The sequence below is a fragment of the Elizabethkingia bruuniana genome (assembly GCF_002024805.1).
Classification (GTDB): Bacteria; Bacteroidota; Bacteroidia; order Flavobacteriales; family Weeksellaceae; genus Elizabethkingia; species Elizabethkingia bruuniana.
Genome location: NZ_CP014337.1, coordinates 1,435,443 through 1,458,452 on the forward strand (window position 1 = coordinate 1,435,443; position 23,010 = coordinate 1,458,452).

Here is a 23,010-nt window from a genome sequence, read left to right on the forward strand (position 1 = left end):
ACAAGATTTAGAATTTATAGGTTGCAGTAAGCATTGCATTTCTGGGCGCTCCGGGGAAGAGTCTCAGATAATTCTGTGCTCCCAACCAATAGGTTTTGTTAAATAGATTATTGACATTAAGAGTCATCTCCAAATGTCCCTGTTTAGGAGTGTAATAGATTGCAGCATCAAAAAGCGTATAATCCGGAACTACAAACGAGCGGTTATACATCGGGACTTTATTTCCGCTATACTGAATACCAAATCCAATAGCAAAATCCTTCATAATACTATTTTGATCAAAGCTGTATTTCTGCCATATATTGGCACTATGAAATGGTGTGTTTTGTTTTCTGGCACCTACTAATGCAGGATTGGTATCTTCCACAATTTTGGCATCGTTATAACCATAAGTAGCATAAACTTGCCAGTTTGGTAGAATATAACCGATAATATCCATCTCGAGTCCTCTGCTCCTCTCCTTTCCTCTTGTGACTAATAAATCAGGATTTGAAGGATCATTGGCATTTAGCAGAATGTTTTTCTGGATAATCTCATATATTGCCAGATTAACATGAATTTTCTTGTTGAAAAAATCTGCTTTCATCCCGACCTCCTTAGAATTACTTATCAATGGCTGGAAAGCACGTCCGGATGGAATTGTTATCGGAGCTAAAGAAGCTGTATTGGATTGCGGCTGAAAGCCTTCGATATAGGAAGCATATACGTTTATTTTATCATTCACGGTATAGGTTAGTCCTATTCTCGGGATCAGTTTCGAATCTTTTACAACAATTTCATTGTTCTCTTTGTAATTTGTTACATCCTGAAACCATTCCTGTCGAAGGCTTAGAAATAAATTGAACCTGTTCCATTTGATCTGATCCTGCAGATAAAGCCCCCCGGAAGTAATTAATGCAGGAGGTAAAGCTGCCTTAGTAAATATATACTCACTTGTATTTTTTATATTATATACAGGATTCGCCAAATTAAAGTGTTCTACATTTGGCTTTGGCATTGTAATACCATCTACTGTAATCATTTGATAGGAATCAGCATTCTTTGGATCGTAAGACGATGCTGTTTTTCCATTGACCAGTAGATATCCTCTTGCTGTATTTTGTGCTCCGCCTTTGTGCTTATGAGTACTTAGGTAATCATAACCTGCCAGAATCTTATGTTGCAGAGGGCCTGTTTTTACATCAAATGTCAGATAGGTATTTAGATTATCGGTATTCCAGAATTGATCGCGCTGTACCATCTGCATTGCAGCAAGTGTAGGAATAGGTTTATTATCCTTGTCTACTGCAAAAGCATTGGTTGTTCTGTGTTCCTGTAAATCTTCTTTCCAGGTTTGCTTCATATAAGAAGCATTGATACTAATCTTATCGGTAAACTTATGAGTGAAATTGGACATAATGATTAATTCCTTCGATTTGAAATAATCGTTTACTGCACCCAGATTAAAACTTATAGGTGTACTGCGGAGATCTGTAGCCCCATCTTTTGCCCCGAAAATAGGCTGTCCCCTGTCTATTCTGCCATTAGAATCATTGTAGATCATTTCTACATTAATGGCAGTTTTATCATTTGGGATATAAGAAAAGGATGGAGATATTAATATTGCTTTTTGAGACTGCAGATCTCTGAAGCTTTTTGCTTCCGTATAGGCAGCATTAAAACGATACAATAATGTTTTATCCTGATCCAAAGGCCCGGTAAAATCCATTGTTCCTCTTATTGTACTAAAGCTGCCTGCGCTTATACTTACCTCTCTCCTTGTTGTTTTTAATGGTTTCTTTGTAATCAGTACAATGCTTCCTCCAGGATCTACACTTCCCATAGTAGCACTTGCCGGCCCTTTTATTACTTCTATCTTCTCCAGATTGCTGGTAATAGGCTGCATAAAATAATACTGCCGGGTGCGCATACCGTTGATAATGGTCCCTTCTTCATTCTGTGCAATACCACGGATACTAAACTGGTTATAGTAACTTAGAGGCGTTACGCTGCTTGCCATCTTCACTGCATCACCCAACTGATAAGCTTGTTTATCCGCTATTAGTTCTTTACTTACAGTTGAGATTGAAAGCGGAATATCCTTATTATCTGCAGCGATCTTGGTAGCGGTGAAAGAGTAATCACTGTAATACTTTTTGGAAGAACGTCCCAAGATTTCAACATTTTGTATTTCGTTTGCCTGTCTGAAAAGCTGTATAAATATTTTAGGGGTTGTACTGTCTATTTTTATTTGATGGTTATAGCTATCATAAGCCTTTGCATTGGCTTCAATATGATATAACCCCGGCAGGATTCCGGTGACAATAAAGTTCCCCTCCTGATTGGTAGTTGTTTTATATTCTCCTTCTTTATTTTTGATGATGATGTTTACATTACCAATTTTTTTTCCATCCTGACCCGTGACTTCACCTGAAAGATTTTCCTGTGCACAGATCTTCACACTGGATATTACCAGTGTGGCTGCTATATATAAATACTTCATGTATGTCGGCTTTAGATCGTTTCCAGATAGATTTTCTGTAATTCACTTGCCGTAACAGATTTAGCATCTATTGTATGAACTAATGATCCCTGCTTCATTATTCCTATTCTTGTGCCTACGTTTACTGCATTGAAGATATCGTGGGTTGCCATCACAATGGTTTTGCCCTGGGCAACAAATTCTTTACAAATCCTGGTAAACTCTGCGGTTGCTTTTGGATCCAGTCCGGAAGTTGGCTCGTCCATCAGGATAACATCGGCATCTTTAGCTATTGCAATGGCAATCGCTACTTTCTGGCGCATTCCTTTAGAATAGGCAGAAAGTCTTTTATGGTGTGCAGATTCCTGCAAGCTGGTTCTTTTCAGAAATTCTGTAAGTTGTTCTTTCGAATAACTAAAACCAGCCATTTTGCTAAAGAAATCCAGATTTTCTATTCCTGTAAGATTAGGATATAACTGAACTACTTCAGGGATATAGGCAATGTATTTTTTAGTCCATTCATCGTTGAGGTGTACCTCTGCTCCATTGATCAAAGCTTTTCCGGAAGTTGCTTCCAGAAAGCCTAAGAAAATATTAATTGTTGTTGTTTTGCCGGCACCATTTTGTCCCAGCAGGCAGAAAACTTCTCCTTTTTCTACGGATATATTAAGATTGCTTAGTGCAGTTACATTATTATACTGCTTACTAAGCGCTATTGCTTGTAATACTGACATCGAAAATATTATTATGTCTCCTCTGTGTATATACCGACAAAGCAACTGGCCAATACCAGTTGTAAATGCTTTTAAATAATCAGAATAAACAGCGGATGTGTTATGTAAATAAGAATTGTAGTCAGCAGGATGTGCTGACGTCATTTATTTGAATATCATAATAATACTGGCGGACCTCTTACAGCTAAAGAAAAGAATTTTGAGAAAGAAGCCTCAGAAATAAAGGATAATATTTTGTCACCAAACTTACTGGAATAAAAATCCGGAATAAGTTTAGGTATATTCCCTTCCTCACCAATAAGTTTATGATGACAAATAGGACACTTACCGTCACATGAAGATGCTGCTTTTTTTAAGTTTGCATCGCCATGTTTTGCTGTATGCTGAATTCCGTTGGTGTCGAAATTATGAAAAAAATGGTTGTGTAAATATTCTGCCGGAGAAACAGCAAAGGCATATATAGCTATAAAAATAGCGGTCAGAAAATTCTTATAATGCCTGCTTACCTTCAACTTTTGGGGTTTGTTATCCGTTAATGGATGATTAGAGACTTCAATTTTACAAATTTAAGAGGGATATACCAAATTAAATTTTACTAGCAGGGCTGTTTCAGGGCATTTGCCTATTGTGAAAATTAAGTATAAGCCTGATAAATTTAAAAAGCTTGTATAAATAAAAGCATTGCAAGCGGCTTTAGCTTGCAATGCTTTCTTAGATATTTCAATTATTTTGGGTTGTGTATTACACCAATTCTCTTTTATAAATATGAATCGGATTATCCAGCATCCCTACAAACTGTAAACTATTAATTGGGTCTTCAAGGTTTACCATTTGTTTATTGTTTTTTATTTGTAAACGGTTCAAACAGCATCTTTTAAATTGTGGTTCGAATATATCGTATTTTTCAAATTTCTCTCTCAGATGAGGCCTCTCTTCCTGATATGCTATAATCTTATCAGCAACTAGTCTCCAGAAATTTTCATCTTTGAAGTCTGCCTGATCATGAAGATGAGCAGATAAATACCTCAGGAAGCAGTCGAATACATCAGTGAAAATATAAGTTAGTTTAAAATCGTCCGGAACTTTTATACCAATACGGCTGGTTTCACCCGGGAGTTTGATATCTCCGTTTAATACTGCAATCTCTTCTGCTATATCTTTCATAATAATTTTCACCGGAGTGTAATTTTCCATAATCAGGATGAGATTCTCTCCGTGCGGCATGTATACAAGATCATATTCATAGAAGCTATGTATCAATGGCATCAGATAAAGATCGAGGTATTTGCTTACCCATTCTTCTGCTGTAAGACCTGATTTTTCGATTAACTCAGCGGCCAGAGAATAGCCATTATTATCGAGATGAAGCAGAGCTGCCATTGTCATAAGACGTTGGTTTTCGTTGACGAAAGGCATTGGGCTTTCCCGCCATAATGCTGCCAGCATTTTGGTATAAGGTGTATTATTATTCTGAAGTGCTTTTTCATAATATTCACTTCGGTAGCCTATTGCAGCTATTTCTTTCAGAATAATAAAGCCTTTTTCCTGAAGGTATGCATCGCTTTTTACCAAATCGTCTACCCACTGATTAATAGCCGGAGTAGCTTTCATGTAATAAGGTGAAAGTCCTCTCATAAAGCCCATGTTCAGCACAGACATAGCTGTTTTCACATAAAATTTATCCGGGTTGCTTGTATTGAAAAAAGTACGGATAGACTGTTGTGCGCGGTATAAGTCTTCTGCTTCACCTAGTAATACAATATTTTGCAAGGCTATTTCTGAAGAGAAAGTCGGATTCATTTTATTATACCATTGCCACGGATGGATAGGCATATAATAGAATTCTTCGGCATTAAGATCCAGATCTTTTAGTTTTTGGCGGAATTTTATTAATGTTTCGGGTGAAAGCTCCTGATTCATCAGCTCATCATAGCTAAGGCTTTCAACAGTTGAAAAATTGCAGCGATCCTTTTTTACAGCAATCCAAAGCAGGCGAAGTTCATTTTGTGATTCCGGCGCATATTTGTAATAATCATCCGCATCGAAGCCTATTCTTCCGTTGTTTGCAATAAAAGTAGGGTGTCCGGTTGTAGAACCTTCTATGGTCTGATAGTCTGCATCTGCCAGGATACAAGAATTGTTCTCACGATTCATTACCTGTGCTCTGGCATATAATGTACTAATCAGTTCCTCTATGTAAACCGGAAGTATCTCTTTAGAAAATTCCAACTCCTCTTTGAAATCTACGATGAGGTGTATAAGATCTAATGGAACTTCTTTTCCGTTATGTGTCTTTTTTATTGAATGTACATCTATAGACCAATGATCTAAAACCCGCTTCTGTGCTTTGAAGGTATAAATTATTTCTCCTTCTGCGTGTTGAGCAGGAAGCTGATAGTAACCCCATCCATCCTTTTCATATATTAATTGCGGGTTAATAATCATTTCATGAGCAAATTCAGCCAAAGCTTTCTGAATAAGATATAGATTTGCCTTTGCCCAGCTTTCCGGGGTAAGGTGTTCTATTGTTTTTTCGGGACTTATTATTTGGTTCATATTATTTGATTTTGTAGGGCGTTTTTAAATTGTTCTCTGGTGCAAAACTCCAGATATGCTTCTTTTTCCAGTAGTTGTATTTTTTTGTAGCGTGTAAATCCGGCCTTTCGGTTAAGTTTGTGAACTTTCTCATTTCTAACATCCGGTTCCACTACAATACGTTGAATTCTATGATCAGAGAATAAAAACTCCATGATAGTCTGAAATACACTCCATGTGAAAGATTTTATTTTTTTGTCTGGTGGTGCCACCAATATATGCATACCACAATCTGAGTCTTCAACGTTGTAAAATTTGCTCAGGACATGTTTTGGATGATAGCATTCCAGTAAAAAACATGGCTCACCTTCAAAATATCCCATACAGATATAATAATCCTTTTGTGCCAAAAGATATTCATAGGCTTCATAGACTTGCTCTGTAGTTGTATCAAGCATTTGCCAGTATTCGGCATATTCCTGATTTACCCAGTTATGAATAACAGGAACATGCTCATCCAGATCCAGAGGAAAAAGTTCAAAGTTGCCCAATCCTTCTATATTTTTTGAAAAACAGGTTTTACTTTGAAATACTGGTCTCATATTGTTGTGCTTTGGTTAGGTTTTCATATACTCCGAATTTTTGGAACGCAATCTGCTGCTCCACATGATAAATATCCCTGCCGGTAATTTCTCTCAGGATGTAGGAATTTCTGTAGCATCCCATGCCTAAATCTGGTGTTACAAAGCCATGAGTTTCCAACTCTGCATTCTGAACAAAGATCTCATTGGCATTTTTGTCAATGCTGTAGTTACGCTGTACATTGAATTTTTCAGAGGATTTCCAGTCTATTCGATCATTAATACCGTCTAAGAAAGCTGGCAGTCGGTATTTGTAACCTGTGCACAGTACCAGTCCGTCGGTTTCAAGGTGGAAGCTTTCCTCCTGCTCGGAATGATAGAATTCTAAATCAATAATCCCTTGCTTGGTGTATTTGGCACCAACACATTCTGAATTGGTTAAAAGATTGGTTTTGAAATCAGCAGTAAGTCTTTTGGTATAGAGCAGATCAAAAATATCATTGATCAGACTTTCGTTAATCCCTTTGTAAAGGGAATTTTGATTTTTTAATAAAGCTCTTCTTTTTTCGGCAGGAAGACTGTAGAAATAATCAACATATTCAGGAGAGGTCAGCTCCAGAGTAAGTTTGTTATATTCCATCTGGAAGAAATGAGTAGAGCGTGTAATCCAGTTGAGTTCATATCCGTAAATATCTATTTCCTGTAACAGATCATAATATATTTCGGCAGCACTCTGACCACTTCCTATAATGGTAATTGCTTTTCGTGACTGGAGTTCTTTCTTTTTATAAAGATATTCAGATGAATGTGCTGCGAGATCTTTTATCGGATGAAAAAATGAAGGCATATACGGAGTTGTTCCGGTGCCTAAAACGATTTTTCTTGTTCTGTAACTCTCTACGGTATCTTCTGTTTTGTTATATACTTTTACCAGATAATTTCCTTGTTCCTCATCATACATAATATCTTCTACATTATGACTGAATCGAAGGTTATCCAATTTTTCTATTGCCCACTGACAATACTGATTGTATTCATTCCTTAGGAGGTAGAAGTTCTCACGGATATAGAAAGAATAGATTCTTCCTTTTTCCTTTATATAATTGAGGAAGGTAAATTCGCTCGTAGGATCAGCCATTGTTACGAGGTCGGCCATGAATGGTATCTGCAGAGTTGTATCCTGCATCATCATACCTGGATGCCAGTTGAAACGGTCACTGCGGTCGAAAAATAAAGTATTGAGATCTTTTACAGGATTTGCAAGACAAGCCATACTAAGGTTGAATGGTCCTATTCCTATTCCTATTATGTCATATATTTTTTCCTGGGTCATGATTTGGTGGTATTTTATATAGGGTTTTTAGATTGTTCCTCTCCTATTTCCTGGATCAGATTTATTATTTTTTGTATTTCATCAATTGTGGTCATGGGATTGAGAAGTGTAAACTTCAGGTAGAATTGTTTGTTGACCTTAGTTCCGGCTACCATCGCTTTACCACTGTCGAAGACTGCCTGCTTTATTTTCTGATTTAGTTCTGTTAATCTGTCTTCAGGAAAACCCGCCGGAGCATATCGGAAAACCAGAGCGCTGATTTCGGGGCTGTTCAGAGTTTCGAAATTTTCATATTCATTTAGCAGATAATAAACTTCTTTTGTCAGATCAATAATCTCGTCTATATAACTGCCTAGCTTTTCTTCTCCAACGGTTCTCAAGGTAAACCAGAATTTCAGTGCATCGAATCTTCTTGTAGTCTGCAGTGATTTTTTTACCAGATTCGGAACACCGGAAGTTTCCTGATCTTTTGGATTTAGGTAGTCTGCGTAGTACTGAATGAAACTAACATTGTTATGATCACGCATTAAAAACATGCTGGCACTTATTGGCTGAAAGAAGGTTTTGTGCAGGTCAATAGTACAAGAGTCAGCATTTTCCAGACCAGCTAGTTTGCTGCGGTGCTGATTGCTGAGTAACAAACCTCCGCCATATGCTGCATCTACATGGAACCACATTCCGTTTTCCTGAGCAATTCTGCTGATTTCAGGAAGCGGATCAATAGAACCAAAATCAGTTGTTCCGGCTGTACCTACAATGGCAATAGGTAAGTTGCCTTTTTCTCGCTCTTCATACAAGAGTTCTTCTAGTTTTCGGATATCCATTTTATAATCCTGATCTACCGGGACACTGATAATCGCATCTTTACCAAGTCCCAGTATGCTGGCTCCTTTGTTTAAGCTAAAGTGACTTTTTTCTGAGCAGAATATTCTGAATTTTTTTGCTTCTGCAGGAAGACCATGCTGATCAGGTATGATATTATAATTTTTCTTGATATAGGCATCTCTTGCTATTAATAATGCCATTAAGTTGGACTGTGTTCCTCCGCTGGTAAAGACTCCGTCGAAGCCCTCAGGATACTTCATTTTTTTTCCCATCCATTCAATAAGGCGAAGTTCTATTGTCGTAGCGCCAAGACTCTGATCCCAGGTATCCATGGAACTGTTGATGGAACTGATAATCATTTCTGCTGCCAGCGTCGGGATTAATATTGGACAGTTAAGATGTGCAACATAAGAACTGTGATGAAATGCTGTTGCATCATTAATATAGATATCGCATAATTCGGAAAGACATTCTCTTACAGATATTGTTTCACCGCTGTTAATATCTACAAGATTCATTTTGCTTTTATTCCGCTGAACAGAAGTATCTCCTAATGGTGTTTGTCGGGTTTGCAAAAAATTGGTGATTACCTCCAGTGTGTCTTGTACTGTTTTCTGGTAATAGTTTATATTTTCGGGTGTCCCATGGAAGATATCCATGTATTCGGAGCTGCCCCCTTTCAATACCTTTCGATAAGGTATTGTTTCGATTTTTGTTTCCATAATGTCTGATTTGGTATAAAATTTATTAGACCAAATGTATGTTATTTTTATTTAATCTAAATTAATATAATGTTATGATTTTTGTCACTCCACTAATTAAAATATATCAATAAGTATAGAATTAAAGGCCTCTGAAAAGAGGCCTCTAACTAGGAATATGAATGAAAAGTAAGTAAATTATGTGATTCAGTTTTAGCTTTTAGCAGATAAATTGTTTTTGATAATAGTATTGAGTGTTTCAACGGATGTTGCTGATCTGAAGCCATCTTCCGGAGTATTGACTACATAATCCATTAGTTTATCAATGGTCGAAGTGGCAACATGCAGGCGGGTATCTGATGAGGCATAATAAATAAATAGAGTACCATCATTATCGGAAACCCAGCCGTTAGAAAACACAACGTTAGAGACATCACCTATACGTTCTTCAGCTTCCGGGGCCATAAAGTAACCTGCAGGCTTATGAATGACCTGTGTAATATCATCCAGACTGGTCATAAACATATAGAGAACATAACGAAGGCCTGCAGCTGTATTGCGCACACCATGAGCCAGATGCAGCCACCCTTTCTCTGTTTTTATAGGTGCCGGACCTAATCCGTTTTTAGCTTCGTAAACAGTATGATACTTTTTCTGATCAATCAATACTTCTTCGGTAACTTCAGCATTCTCCATACTTTTGCTTAGTCCCAGTCCTATTCCGCCACCAGTTCCGGCTTCTATAAAGCTATCTTGCGGACGTGTATAGAATGCATACTGCCCATTTATAAATTCAGGATGCAGAACAACATTGCGTTGTTGAGTCGACTTTGTTTTTAAATCCGGCAATCGCTCCCAGTCTTTTAAATCTTTAGTCCGTACAATACCGCACTGTGCTATAGCAGCAGACTGATCGCCTGGAACAGCTTCCGGGTCTCTTCGCTCTGTACAAAATAATCCGTAGATCCAGCCATCTTCATGCTGTACAATACGCATGTCATAGATATTAGTATCCGGTATATCTGTTTCGGGGATTGTAATCGGATAATCTCTGAACCGAAAACCTTCTGTGCCATTATTACTTTCTGCCACAGCGAAAAAGGATTTTCTGTCGTTTCCTTCTACCCTTGCAATCACCAGATATTTATCATTTTGTTTTATGGCTCCGGCATTAAATACAGCATTTATTCCGAAACGTTCCATCAGATAAGGATTAGTTTTTTCATTCAGATCATATTTCCAGAGAACCGGAGCATGTTCTGCTGTAAGAACAGGGTTTTCGTATCTGTCGTAGATACCATTGCCGAGGGTTTGTTGTTTTATGTTTTCTTTTAAGATAAGTTTTTCATAGGCCTCGTTAAGCGCCTTTTTTCTTGTCTCGAAATATAAACTCATAGAATTAAGTGTAGGTTATTATTTTTTAGTTTCGTTTTTGTTCAAGATCCTGTTCTATAATCTTCATTTGTTTTTCGTGTAACGGATAAAAAAGAATGAAAACCATCGAGATAATTGCAGCAGCGGCAGGTAATAGACTTAACATAAGTTTAATGCCTGTTTGTGCAAAGGCTGTTTGCAGAACATTTGCCTGAAATCCGAAGAATGCTAATAAGGCGCCGCTCGCCCATCCGCCAATAGCCCATCCTAATTTCTGAGACATTGAAGATGCTGAAAATATAAGACCTGTAGCTCTTCTGCCTTGTTTCCATTCGGAGTAATCAGCAGTATCTGCATACATAGACCACAATAAAGGAAATATACTACCGGCACATATACTGATGATAAGCTGGAGAACCAATACTCCGGCGATACTATTCTTTCCTAAAAAGTAAAAAAGTATACTGAAAATAGCAGCGAAAAGCATAGCAAAGAAAAATGTTTTCTTCTTGCCTATTTTATTGGCTACAGGAGTTGCAGCAATAACACCTATAATGTTTGCAGCCTGTCCCAGCACAAGGTATACTGTTGTTAGAGAGATTTGCACTCCGACAAAAGAAAGAATATCTGCATCTGTTTTATTTAAGTAATACTTGAAGTAATAAATGGCAACGCCATCTCTCACAGTGTTAAATAATAAAGTAGAAACACCAGCTCCCAATAATATCCACCAAGGCTTGTTGGCGAAAAGATCTTTCAGATCATTTTTTAGTGTAGAATTATTTTCTTTTACAGGGATTATACGTTCTTTGGTCCCTGCAAAGCACAATAAAAATAAGATTGAGGCTATAATACCAAAAACTACCATAGCATACACCCAGCCCATTGCAAATGTAAGAGTTCCGTCTCCGAATATTTTTACTAAAGGTTCTATCAGCCACAATGCAACAAGACTACCTATAAATGCAAAAACCATTCTGTAAGAAGCAAGAGCTGTACGTTCTTTAGGGGCTGAAGATATAACTCCGAGTAATGATGCGTATGGTACATTGATAAGGGAATAGACCATCATCATTACCGAATAAGTAATATAGGCATAAATGAGCCTGCCGTTTTCACTAAAGTCTGGTCTGAAAAATGTAAAAACACCCATTACTGCAAACGGCAGAACCATCCATACCAGAAAAGGGCGAAATTTTCCCCACTTGGTGGACACACGGTCTGAAATAAGTCCAACTACAGGATCGAAAAAAGCATCCCATACTTTGGTAACCAGAAACATGGTGCCGGCAGTTGCTGCAGTGATGCCAAATACATCGGTATAAAAGAATAATAAGTACATGCTGAAAATCTTCCAGAACATAGATGATGCTGCATCGCCTAATCCATAGGCAATCTTTTCTTTCACTCTTATTTTTTCATTCATGAATTAGGCTGTTATCGGGATGATAAAAATAGTACCAGACGGAATACGAACATAATACTTTTTTGACATTAAATAATACAAAATAATCAATGTATAAATAATGTGCATTGTGAATGCGCATGAAAATTAAATTATTTATAATTTTAAGTTAACAAACTGTTTTATAATTATTGATACTTTTATGACCTTTAATTAATGACTAGAGAATTTGGTATGCTTAATAATCTGCTCCGGGAAATAATACCTTTAACACCAGGTGACTGCTTTACAATTTTTACCCGTGTAAAGTCGGACTTCGATTTTCCACTCCATAGTCATGAAGAAATAGAGCTAAACTTTATTCATAATGGCAAAGGTGCAAGAAGGATTATTGGAGATCATATTTCGGTAATAGATGATTACGAGCTTGTAATGATTGGTCCCAACCTGCCGCATATGTGGGAAACTTATGAGTTTGAGGGCAAAGAGATGATGGAGGTAACAATCCAGTTTCATAAGGATTTTCTGGACGAAAGATTCCTGAACCGAAATCAGATGAGCTGTATGCGAAAGATGATAGAATTATCGTCCAGAGGAATATTATTTTCTAAAGAAGCAACCCAGAAAATAATGCTGCGCTTACTAAACCTGGATCAGAAACAGGGATTTAATTCTGTTTTGGAATTGTTATCGGTGTTGCACGATCTTTCTACATCCAAAAATATGCAGACACTGTCTGATAATATCTTCTTCAATCAAGAATCTTATAACAGCAGACGAATTCAGAGGGTAATGGAATATGTTAACCATCACTTTCATCAGAATATTTCTTTAGGTGAAGTTGCTAAACTTGTGAATATGACGGAGATGTCTTTTAGCCGCTTTTTCAAAAGACGCACAGGTGTTACATTTATGGACTCGTTATTAGAATGCAGGTTGGGAAATGCGTGCAGAATGCTGATTGATACAACTCAGTCTGTTTCAGAAATTGCTTATCACTGTGGTTTTAATAATATTTCCAACTTTAACAGGCTATTCAAAAAAAGAAAAGGCTGTACCCCGAAAGAGTTCCGGCATGATTACAATTTTTATGGAAACCGTAAATTTATCTGACTCTTTTTATGGCATTTAAGTAAATTAAATCTTTCTATTTCTCCCTGTTGATTGGGTATTTCAGATTTTTTGGTATTTTTAGGACTTTAATTAATATTCGCAATATATAATCATTTAATGAAAACATTATCAGAAATTGAACAGCTGCTTGCTGACGGAGATATTGAACAGGCTAAAATTGCAATTCACGAATTATACAAAGAAAACCCTAACGATACAGAGATTCTACATGTGTTTATTCAAACCGAATGGGCATGGGTAATGGAGAATCAACCTGAAGCAAATTATATTCAGGATAACATAATACCCTATATTCAAAAATTAATACAGCTGGAGAATGACAATTCTATGAAGTCTCAGCTTTTGTCCTATCTTGATTTCCAGAATCCTGTTATTCCGGAAGAAGATGTATTGCGCTATCTGAATGATCTGAAAAATGATCCTGTATATGAGGCTCAGGCAACAGACCTTTTTATTTATTATAACGATGTGAACGAAAAGCATGAAGACCTTATTCAGTGGATCGATTACGGGTTGGAGAATTATAAAAAATGGACACAGGATTCCAGAGAGCTTCAGGATGCTGAAATGTCCAAATATCTGTTTCATAAATTCAGATATCTGAAATATCATAATGCTCCTGTTGTTGATATTTTGCAGCTGATCAGCAAGAACATGCATAATATTTTGCTTTTTAATGAATTCCAGTATTTTGAATTAGCGGATTTTATATACGAGAATTCAGATTATCATTTGTTGGGGAAACTATTATGTAAGGTTACAGAATTAGAAAATACAGATGAAGAAGTCCATAACGAGCTTGCACTATGGGAAAGACGTATAGATAAAATCCTTAGAAATGGATTTGAGGATGAAAAACTTATGTATTTTGTTCTGCTTATTCAGAAGAATTACGGAGAACTTAATGATATTACTGAAGCAGATCATCTGGAAAACTGCCAGTTTTATATTGCAGAGTATCCTAACTCTAAATGGCCATTCCACTTTGCAGGGACTATGAAGTTCAATGAACAAAGGTATGAAGAGGCTCTTACTTACTTCAATGAAACTTTGCAGTTAGGAGGCAGTTCCACGGCGTTGTACAGATGGATAATCTCCTACTATCTTGTGAATGGTATACTTCCGGAACAAACTTATGCTGTAAACGATATTCCAAATGAGTGGTATAACAACGGTGTATGTATATCGGAATTTTTAGACGAACATAAACTTTCGGGACGTCAGGAAGCATCAGAAATACTAGAATTATTCTACCTGAACGCTTACAAAGGATTAGAAGATTATTTCTATGAAAACCGCTATGAAAGCCATCCTTATACAACTCCGCATCTTTGGGCGATGTGCTGTAATAACCTTGCTATAGCTTATATCGGAACCGGAGATTTGGAGAAAGCAGAAGTTGCTGCAGCGAAAGGACTAGAGCTTTCAGAATTCTATGAACTGCACGATACTTTGGCAACGATATATGAAAAGTTAGATAATTTTGAAGGCGCCAGAAATCAGTATGGAATATTAACTTATGAATACGGACCTGAATGTTTTGATGAATTCAGATACCTGCATTATGAAGCTAAAAGAATAAAGTATGCGACAATATTAGGCGAACTGGAAAATCCGATGGAAGTTCTGAAAGAACGTCTGAAAAATTATGAAGATTATGTTAGCAGAAATGGAGTAAATGAAGAAAACTCTGTTGAACTTTATAACCTGTCTAATGCCTTGGATTTAGGAGTTTCACATTTGGTACAAGATTATTCTAATGTTGAAAAGATTGAATTCTGGAATCAGTTTACATCTGAATTTCCGCAGAATTCCAACCCTTATTATATGCTGATGCAGGCTTATAATGAAGAAGGAAGATATAAAGAAGCTGTCGAAAGCGGAGAACGTTTTCTGGAGCTAAAGAACCCGGAGTGGTTATATGAAACAGATAGAATAAAAGCTTATTACCAGATTGGTAAAAACGCATCCTTTATCAATGATCACCAAAAGGCTTGTAACTATTTATCAGAAATATTACCAGTTTTGAGGGAAAACGAATTTATGCAGGATTCAGAAGGAACACTTTTGTTTTATCTGGTACAGAGCAGCCAGCATGCGAGAAGCGCCGATGAAACGATTAAATGGGCAGAAGAGCATGAAGCTTCTTATGATAAATTCGGATATGACCGCGATGAAGACTGGGCCATGATAGAAGTACTGAAATCTCAGCAGCTGATGAACCAAAAGAAACGAGAAGAAGCTTTAGAAAATGTACAGAAAATACTTTCGTTTTTCCCGGATGATGAGCGTGCTTTAGTTCTTCAGAAAGAACTGAATAAAAAAGGCGGATTCTTTTCAAAATGGTTCTGATCCGGCATTCCGTGTATCAGATATAATTGTTATCTTAGGCTAAAAATATTAATATGTCATATTACCCAATTCACACCATCCCCGATTATTACTTTATAGACGATTTATTAACAGAGGAACACAAACTGATCCGACAGTCTGTCCGCGAATGGGTAGATAGCTTTGTAATGCCAAAAATTGATGATGCAGCACAGCATCATAAAGACATTCCGGATCTTATGAAGGAACTTGGGAAAATTGGAGCTTTAGGTCCCTATATTCCGGAAGAATACGGTGGTGCAGGATTGGATCAGATTTCTTACGGACTGATTATGCAGGAGCTGGAACGTGGCGATTCTGCAGTTCGTTCGGCAGCATCAGTACAATCGTCATTGGTTATGTTCCCTATAAACGAGTTTGGCTCGGAGGAACAAAAAAAGAAATACCTTCCTCATTTGGCTAGTGGCGAGATGATTGGTGCTTTTGGGCTGACAGAACCCAACCATGGATCCGATCCGGGAAGTATGGAAACTCATTTCAAAGATATGGGAGACCACTACCTGTTAAACGGTGCAAAGATGTGGATTACCAATGCTCCATTATGTAATATTGCTGTAGTCTGGGCTAAAGGTGAAGATGGCAAGGTAAGGGGCTTTATTGTAGAGCGTGGAATGGAAGGCTTTACAACACCTGAAACAATTAATAAATGGTCTTTGCGTGCATCTAAAACCGGAGAATTGGTATTCAGAGATGTAAAGGTCCCTAAAGAAAATATATTGCCAAATGTAATTGGACTTAAAGGTCCGCTCTCTTGTCTTAACTCTGCCCGTTATGGTATTTCCTGGGGTGTTATTGGTGCAGCAATAGATTGTTATTGTACGGCTGTACAATACTCTAAAGAACGAATTCAGTTTGGGAAGCCTATTGCTTCTTACCAGCTTCAGCAAAAGAAACTGGCAGAATTCCTTACGGAGATTACCAAAGCACAGTTGCTATGCTGGCGTCTTGGAACACTGAAAAATGAACACAGAGCTACACCTGCACAAATATCTCTGGCGAAAAGAAATAATGTGAAAATGGCGATTGATATTGCCAGAGAATCCAGACAGATTCTTGGGGGAATGGGAATTATGGGGGAATTCCCTATGATGCGTCATGCTGCTAACCTGGAGTCAGTGATTACCTATGAGGGAACTCATGATGTACACTTACTCATTACCGGAAATGATATTACCGGAATAAATGCTTTTTAAAAATTGAAAGATTCGGATAAAGATTTTATAACTTTCTGGGAACAGAAAAGACAAAAAGGAAGAACTAAATATGCATTGTATGACGGACTAAGATGGTCTTTGTTTACAGTAGTTTTTGTTATTCTTTTTCAGTATTTTGTATTAGAGACCACAGATCCTCAAAACCTTTGGCTGTCAATAGCAATTAATGTAGTTGTGTTGTTAGCAGCAGGTTTTGTTCTGTATTATTACTTAATGTGGATGCTTTACGAGCGAAAGTATCTGAAATTAAAATCCTCGGCAAATGAGGACTAGTTTTATGAATTTAAAAACACTTCCGCTTGTAGCGGCTTTACTTATAGTTTCATGTAAGAAAAATGAAGGTTCAGTACCTTCAGAAACTGCTAAACCAGATTCTTCTGCTGTTATGGCTTCTGATTCAATAAAGGTTGATCATCCAAAGAGTACGGGACAGATGATTACAGCAGACTTCTATGGCTATGAGGAAATTGGAGATTATCTTTATCTTCTGATTAAGGATAACGGAAAAACTGAAAGTTTTGTAGCTCAGGCTGTAGATAAAGATCTTAACCGTGGAGACCTAGTAGAAGTTAAATGGAAAAAAGGTCATATTGAGATTGCCGGAGACAACGACCGGAAAGAAGACCGCAAAATGCTGGTTTCTGTAAAGAAGATTAAGGATGGTGCATTGTCTCTGTTTAAGCAACGTTATACAAAACCTGTAAAATATACATTTGGTCAAGATCTTGATTTGTCAAACGAAGAAAGAGATGATATTTACAATAATGTGCAGTATTATCTGGCAAATACCAGGAACAAACTGTTGTTACTTCATCTGAAGAATAATGAAGAGCTCACCTACTCTATTGAAGAGCGAAATGAACAAGGCAAAGATTATATTGTTTTAGGGTTGGGAATTGAATTTGAGAACCGTTTCAGTGTAGCGCAGTGGCTCTATATTGACCAGCGTAACGGAGATTTATATGAATATGACCTTCCGAATGACAAACTGGTCCCTTTTAATTAAATTTTAATTCTTTATCATATAAAAAGCTCTGCAATTGCAGAGCTTTTATTTTGTCCGAAAACGAACAATAGTGTTCATTTTTAGACACATTTTAAAGATATTAAAAATGTAATTAATTGATTCTCAATTATTAATGTGTTTGTTTTTAATTGGTATTATTTCGGTTATATAGCTGATATACAAAAAGTTGTATGCTTGATGTAACAGAACTTTGCCTTCTGTTGTGTTATGATTAAAAGTAAAAAATTATGAAAAAAAATTACATATTAATAGGGCTTATCACATCTGTTTTTTCGTTTGCACAAAGCATACAGGGAAAGCTGAGTTATGAAAACAAAAAACAAGTTCCGGATTCTGAAATTATATTATCTAAGGGTACAGAAAAAATATCCGGTATCAGTGATGCTGAAGGAATCTTTAATATAAAACTGAAAGAAAACGGAACTTATCAGATTGAAATCTTTAGGGAAGGTGAAAAACTCCTATCCGAAAATATAGCCATAGAGGGTAATATAAACAGGAATTTTTTGATTCCGTTACCCAAGACTACAGAAACCAAAGTTGAAGGTGTTACGGTAACAGGAAAGAAAAAGCTAATTGAAAGAAAAGTAGATCGTCTGGTTTTCAATGTTGAGAACTCGGTAGCATCACAAGGGTTGGATTTAGTAGAAGCACTAGCCAAAACACCTATGGTGCGTACAACAGACGAAGCAATATCAATTGCAGGTAAAAGTAATGTTGCCGTAATGGTGAATGATAAGCTGCTTAATCTTTCTGGTCAGGAATTGATCAATTATCTAAAGACGTTAAGATCAGATGATATTGCAAGAATTGAAGTAATCACTACTCCACCGGCACGTTATGAGGCGGAAGGTAAAAGTGGACTGATCAATATTATCCTGAAGAAAAATACCAATCTGGGCTGGAATGCGTCCTTACAATCTTCCGGAAACTACTATTTCGGCAGACCAACCGTTTCCAGCAGAAGTGGTTTAAGTTTCAATTACCAGGGGAAGAAACTTTCAGTATCTACGAATCTGTCTACTGGTGACAATTACTGGCAGGGAAAAGCTTATACTTATAATTCGGGTAATGGAAATAATAACTACTGGAATACTGATGAGAAAACCTCTTCTAATTACCGTTATAAAAGTGGTAATGTAAAAACAGAATACAAGATAAATGATAAAAATCTGATAGGTGTTAGTTATAACTATTCATTTAGCAATCCATTGGAACAAGCCCAGAATTCTACCAGCATAAGAGATGAAAAGGGTGATCGGTCATTTGCATCAGATTCAAACAACAGGAATAAAAGAAATGTGCACAATGCTACTGCTTTCTACGACTTGAAACTGGATTCATTGGGTAGTAAGCTGAGTATCTCGGCCAATATGATGATTAATAACTCTAATGCGAATAACTATTATAATACGATAACCAATACAAAAACTTCCACTTTCGTTAATCCTGTCAGCCAATATAAAATCTATTCGGGTCAGGCAGATTTGGAGAAGAACTTTTCCAAAATAAAAACAGAATCCGGAATTAAGTTTACGAAGATTAAAAATGATTCAGAATTTAATTTTTATGATATCCTGAATGGTCAGAATGTATTCAATACAAAAAGAAGTAATAATTTCTTTTATAATGAAGAGAATTATGCCGCTTATATTTCAACGAGTTTTAAAATCAATGATAAATGGGATGCTAAGGCAGGATTGCGTTATGAATATACCCATCTGAAAGGCTATTCACCAAACGAAAATCTCACATCTACCAATAAATACGGAAAGTTCTTTCCTACAGCTTATGTAAGCTATAAACCGAATGATAATCATTCATTTTCTGTGAACTACTCCCGGAGAATCAGCCGTCCCTATTTTGGAAACCTGAATCCGTTTAAATATTATACTTCGGATTTTGAATACAGTACAGGAAATCCTTATTTGCAGCCAACGTTTACGGATAATTTAGAGTTTGGTTATGTATTGAAAAATAACCTGAATATAACAGCTTATTACAATTATACCAAAGCTAACTGGGATAGAGTTCAGATGATAGAAGACGGATTAAAGTATAGTACAACGCTTAATTTTTATAATCAGAATAGTGCGGGAATTAATATCAGTTACAATTATAATAAGCTGAAATGGCTGGAATCTAATATTTTCATAAACGGATATTATGCCAAATCGAAATCCTATATACCGCAGGTAATTTCAGGTATGTCAGGTTACGGAGCCAACTTTAATCTGGATAATAATTTTTTCCTGAAAAAAGATAAAAGCCTCACATTTGTACTTGGGTTATGGAGTAATATACCGGAACGTAGTGGTAATACTTACTTCAACGGAAATTTTTCTGCATATATAGGGCTGAAAGCAAGCTTTCTGGAAAAGAATTTATTATTTAATTTAACGGTGAATGATATTTTCAATACCAATCGCTCAAAAGGTACCGAATACTATCAGGATTTCAACTCAGAGTATTATTACAAAGGCATTACGCGAAACGTAAACCTTTCCGTGACTTATAAATTCGGGAATAATAATGTGAAAGGTGCTACCAAGCAAGTTAAATTTGAAGAACAAAACAGAGCGGGTGGTAATGGCGGATCTTAATAAATTCTGATCAGTAATTATAGTTTAGCAAATGCTGGTGGTGATTCAACGTTTAATCTAGCCAGCATTTTTCTTTTGCCAGCTTTATAAGTTCAGCAAGATTATGGGTATTTGTTTTACGGGCTATATTCTTGCGGTGGGTTTCTATAGTATAAGTACTCCTGCTGAGCAGAACTGCAATTTCTTTATTTGTTTTTCCCAGATATAATAAAGTTATAATTTCAATTTCTTTATCTGATAAATTATAGTCTTTGTTCCAGACCTTTACATTTTCAGACTGCAGACAGGCAGGTTTAGTATGAAAACTGTTATCAGCAATAATTTTTTTGAGATAGCTAATCAGTTCACAGGCATCTATTTCTTTCGGAAAAAATCCGGATACTCCGATATTTTGTAGTTTATTTAGTGTATAAGTGTCATATAACATAGAGAGGCATACAATTTTCAGATGGCGAAAATATGGTCTTATTTCCCGGGCAATTTCGATACCGGATTTTCCATGAAGATTAATATCCAGAATAAGCAGATCTGCCTGATGAATTTCTTTAGAAGCTATTAACTCTTCTCCCGTCTGAAAATGACGGATAACTTCAAACTCTTCTGTATTTTTCAGAATATACTGAAGACCTTCACAGAACAATCTGTGGTCATCCAGAATAATAATTTTTGTTGTTTTCATTATTCAGTGGTATTTGTATGATGCTAATCATTCCGGGATTTAAATTCTCCTGATGATAGGTTCCGTTATAATATGCTGTACGGTTTTTAATACTTTTAACGCCCATACCTTCCGCAGTATTCTGTACTACTCCCTTTCCGTTATCTTCAATCTGCAGGATAAACTCCTTTTCATTCGTATCCATTGTTATATCAACAAAAGCGGCATCAGAATGTCTGATAATATTATTAATGAGTTCCTGAAATATTCGATAGATATTTATCTTCAGATCTTCATGAAGAAGATTTTCATTACCCATAAAATTGATACTAAACTGAATCCGGGAAGCTTTAAACACATTTAAGGATTGCTCTGTTGCTCTGTATAATCCATACTCTCCTATTTCTTTTGGAGCAATCTGATAGATAAGCTCACGAAATTGCTGGTTAGCCAGAGTGAAAATTTTCTGAATATTATCATTTTCAAAATTTCCGGTACTTGCTAATGTTAGTTTTAAAGCATTAAGCGTATTGCCAAGTCCGTCATGAAGATTGTCGGCAATAGCCTGTCGTTCGGTTTCCTGAGATTTTATTAATTCGGATGCCAGAAATACCTGCTGTTCTTTTTCTTTTTGGAGCTTACGGTTCAGTCCGATGAAATCGTTCCGGTATTTTATAATGAAAACAATAGATAATGTAATCAGTTCGAACGCCATTCCTATAATCATATAACCTGGCTGTAGCATTACTCTTACAGAAGTCAGATCCAGAGTATTTAATATATAGATTATTATGGAAGCAATGAAGATGATATTACATAAGAGATAATAGCAGGTATACTTATTTCCTTTCCCGGCAGAATAAAATATATTGGTAAAGAGTAAGATAAGATGTGTACCTATAATGGTGCTGATGATAAGATAAAAAGAAGATGAAAAACCATTATCCGTGCGAAAAATTATTTTCAAAATAAAAAACAGGATAGCAATTACTAATAAAAATGAGTTTGAGTAATTCAGTATCCGATTCCATTCCGGAAGAAAGCTGCTATGGTTGGTGAATTTCTGAAAGACTTTTGTATAAAAAAATAAAGCACAGAGTATATAAAACATTTTCGGACAGATGCTTATCCATATATACACTTGTTCAGGATAAAAATACGGATCATATAGATACTCTGAAAGGGCAAACATTAGCAGAAAAGAGGTGTAACCAAACATATATCCGTATAACCGGCGCCGGATAATAATAAATAATAACAGATTAAACAGGGCTGAGAAAAGGAAGAAACCATAATAACGTCCCATAAGAAAAGCAAAATCCACTTCATAGATTAAAATATCCTTTTCTGTAGAGATGTCCGTTGGAAAATAAAGATTGGCATGCCCTATAGCCTGTGTTTTTAAAAAAAAATGCTTCGTTTCCCCGAGCTTAAAATTAACAGGAAATGTCAGGCTTCTTATTGGTATCTTTCTTTCTGAAAGAGATAACCTGTTGTTAAGACTTCCTGCTTTTTTTAACTGGTACAGACCATCCGTTTCGTACAGAGTAAAGAGAATGCCATCATTATAAAAATTCCAGTAATAGAGTTCTTCCCGGTCAGATATATTGCTTATTGTAAGTGTATACCAATATGAACATGTTGTAAAACCGTTATTGATAACATGTTCATCGTTATGCTGCCGAAAACTACCTGCCAGATATTTATTCCATATTGCTTTTTCCGATAACTTATCGCAGTCTTTATAATATCGGAGGTAAGGAATAATATTAATACTGTTGGCACCCGATAACTTAAGAGTATCCTTACTATTTGCCAATAGCCGTACAGAACAGCATATTACAACTGTAAGAAGAAAAATTCTGGTATATAAATTTCTGAACGGCATTTCATCAAATTTACCAGAATTATATCATATTGAAAATACCTTTAATATGGTATTTTTTACACTTATTAGTTTTGATATTTAAAATATTAATTAAAAATACCCGATTTACGGTATTGTATCCTGCTAATAACGAGGCTAACTTCGAA

17 protein-coding genes are annotated in these 23,010 nt (G+C 36.3%); 6 read left to right on the plus strand and 11 right to left on the minus strand.

Annotation, left to right across the window (positions count from 1 at the left end; genetic code table 11):
- Positions 1-7 precede the first annotated feature (7 nt).
- The 9 genes from AYC65_RS06730 to AYC65_RS06770 form a co-directional block, all read right to left on the minus strand.
- Positions 8-2,482: a TonB-dependent receptor gene (locus tag AYC65_RS06730; protein ID WP_034867147.1), complete on the minus strand. Its 2,475-nt coding sequence runs from the start codon at positions 2,480-2,482 to the stop codon at positions 8-10.
- Between the two features lie 11 nt (positions 2,483-2,493).
- A complete protein-coding gene (locus tag AYC65_RS06735; RefSeq protein WP_034867144.1) occupies positions 2,494-3,195 on the minus strand; it encodes an ABC transporter ATP-binding protein in 702 nt (233 codons plus the stop codon).
- Positions 3,196-3,350: 155 nt separating this feature from the next.
- Positions 3,351-3,707, minus strand: a complete 357-nt coding sequence (locus tag AYC65_RS06740; RefSeq protein WP_034867141.1) for a hypothetical protein — start codon at positions 3,705-3,707, stop codon at positions 3,351-3,353.
- 229 nt (positions 3,708-3,936) lie between these two features.
- Complete coding sequence (locus AYC65_RS06745; RefSeq protein WP_034867138.1) at positions 3,937-5,751, minus strand: IucA/IucC family protein; 1,815 nt, start codon at positions 5,749-5,751, stop codon at positions 3,937-3,939.
- Positions 5,748-6,332, minus strand: coding sequence for a GNAT family N-acetyltransferase (locus tag AYC65_RS06750; protein ID WP_034867136.1), 585 nt, complete (start codon positions 6,330-6,332; stop codon positions 5,748-5,750). Before AYC65_RS06750 ends, AYC65_RS06745 begins: the two co-directional genes overlap by 4 nt.
- Positions 6,310-7,644 carry a lysine N(6)-hydroxylase/L-ornithine N(5)-oxygenase family protein gene (locus AYC65_RS06755; RefSeq protein WP_034867133.1) on the minus strand — a complete coding sequence of 445 codons (1,335 nt, stop codon included), beginning with the start codon at positions 7,642-7,644 and terminating at the stop codon, positions 6,310-6,312. Before AYC65_RS06755 ends, AYC65_RS06750 begins: the two co-directional genes overlap by 23 nt.
- A gap of 14 nt (positions 7,645-7,658) precedes the next feature.
- Positions 7,659-9,191 (minus strand): pyridoxal phosphate-dependent decarboxylase family protein, encoded by a 1,533-nt coding sequence (locus AYC65_RS06760; RefSeq protein ID WP_034867131.1) that lies wholly within the window; start codon positions 9,189-9,191, stop codon positions 7,659-7,661.
- A gap of 192 nt (positions 9,192-9,383) precedes the next feature.
- On the minus strand, positions 9,384-10,565 hold the full coding sequence (locus tag AYC65_RS06765; protein WP_034867130.1) for a glycoside hydrolase family 130 protein: 1,182 nt from the start codon (positions 10,563-10,565) through the stop codon (positions 9,384-9,386).
- A 25-nt stretch (positions 10,566-10,590) separates the two neighbouring features.
- Positions 10,591-11,970 carry an MFS transporter gene (locus AYC65_RS06770; RefSeq protein ID WP_034867128.1) on the minus strand — a complete coding sequence of 460 codons (1,380 nt, stop codon included), beginning with the start codon at positions 11,968-11,970 and terminating at the stop codon, positions 10,591-10,593.
- Positions 11,971-12,165: 195 nt separating this feature from the next.
- On the opposite strand from AYC65_RS06770, the gene AYC65_RS06775 reads away from it, so the two are divergent.
- The 6 genes from AYC65_RS06775 (at position 12,166) to AYC65_RS06800 (ending at position 20,318) form a co-directional block, all read left to right on the plus strand.
- On the plus strand, positions 12,166-13,062 hold the full coding sequence (locus AYC65_RS06775; protein ID WP_200289556.1) for a helix-turn-helix transcriptional regulator: 897 nt from the start codon (positions 12,166-12,168) through the stop codon (positions 13,060-13,062).
- Positions 13,063-13,179: 117 nt separating this feature from the next.
- Entirely contained in the window at positions 13,180-15,435 is a 2,256-nt protein-coding gene (locus AYC65_RS06780; protein ID WP_034867127.1) for a tetratricopeptide repeat protein, read from the plus strand.
- Between the two features lie 53 nt (positions 15,436-15,488).
- On the plus strand, positions 15,489-16,667 hold the full coding sequence (locus AYC65_RS06785; RefSeq protein ID WP_034867125.1) for an acyl-CoA dehydrogenase family protein: 1,179 nt from the start codon (positions 15,489-15,491) through the stop codon (positions 16,665-16,667).
- 3 nt (positions 16,668-16,670) lie between these two features.
- Positions 16,671-16,961 (plus strand): hypothetical protein, encoded by a 291-nt coding sequence (locus AYC65_RS06790; RefSeq protein WP_034867123.1) that lies wholly within the window; start codon positions 16,671-16,673, stop codon positions 16,959-16,961.
- Positions 16,951-17,694 carry a hypothetical protein gene (locus AYC65_RS06795; RefSeq protein WP_034867120.1) on the plus strand — a complete coding sequence of 248 codons (744 nt, stop codon included), beginning with the start codon at positions 16,951-16,953 and terminating at the stop codon, positions 17,692-17,694. Before AYC65_RS06790 ends, AYC65_RS06795 begins: the two co-directional genes overlap by 11 nt.
- Before the next feature lie 248 nt (positions 17,695-17,942).
- On the plus strand, positions 17,943-20,318 hold the full coding sequence (locus AYC65_RS06800) for an outer membrane beta-barrel family protein (RefSeq protein ID WP_034867117.1): 2,376 nt from the start codon (positions 17,943-17,945) through the stop codon (positions 20,316-20,318).
- A gap of 52 nt (positions 20,319-20,370) precedes the next feature.
- Here AYC65_RS06800 and AYC65_RS06805 read toward each other — a convergent pair whose 3' ends face one another.
- Positions 20,371-20,997, minus strand: coding sequence for a response regulator transcription factor (locus AYC65_RS06805; RefSeq protein WP_034867114.1), 627 nt, complete (start codon positions 20,995-20,997; stop codon positions 20,371-20,373).
- Positions 20,966-22,864 carry a sensor histidine kinase gene (locus AYC65_RS06810; protein ID WP_034867112.1) on the minus strand — a complete coding sequence of 633 codons (1,899 nt, stop codon included), beginning with the start codon at positions 22,862-22,864 and terminating at the stop codon, positions 20,966-20,968. Before AYC65_RS06810 ends, AYC65_RS06805 begins: the two co-directional genes overlap by 32 nt.
- Positions 22,865-23,010 lie beyond the last annotated feature (146 nt).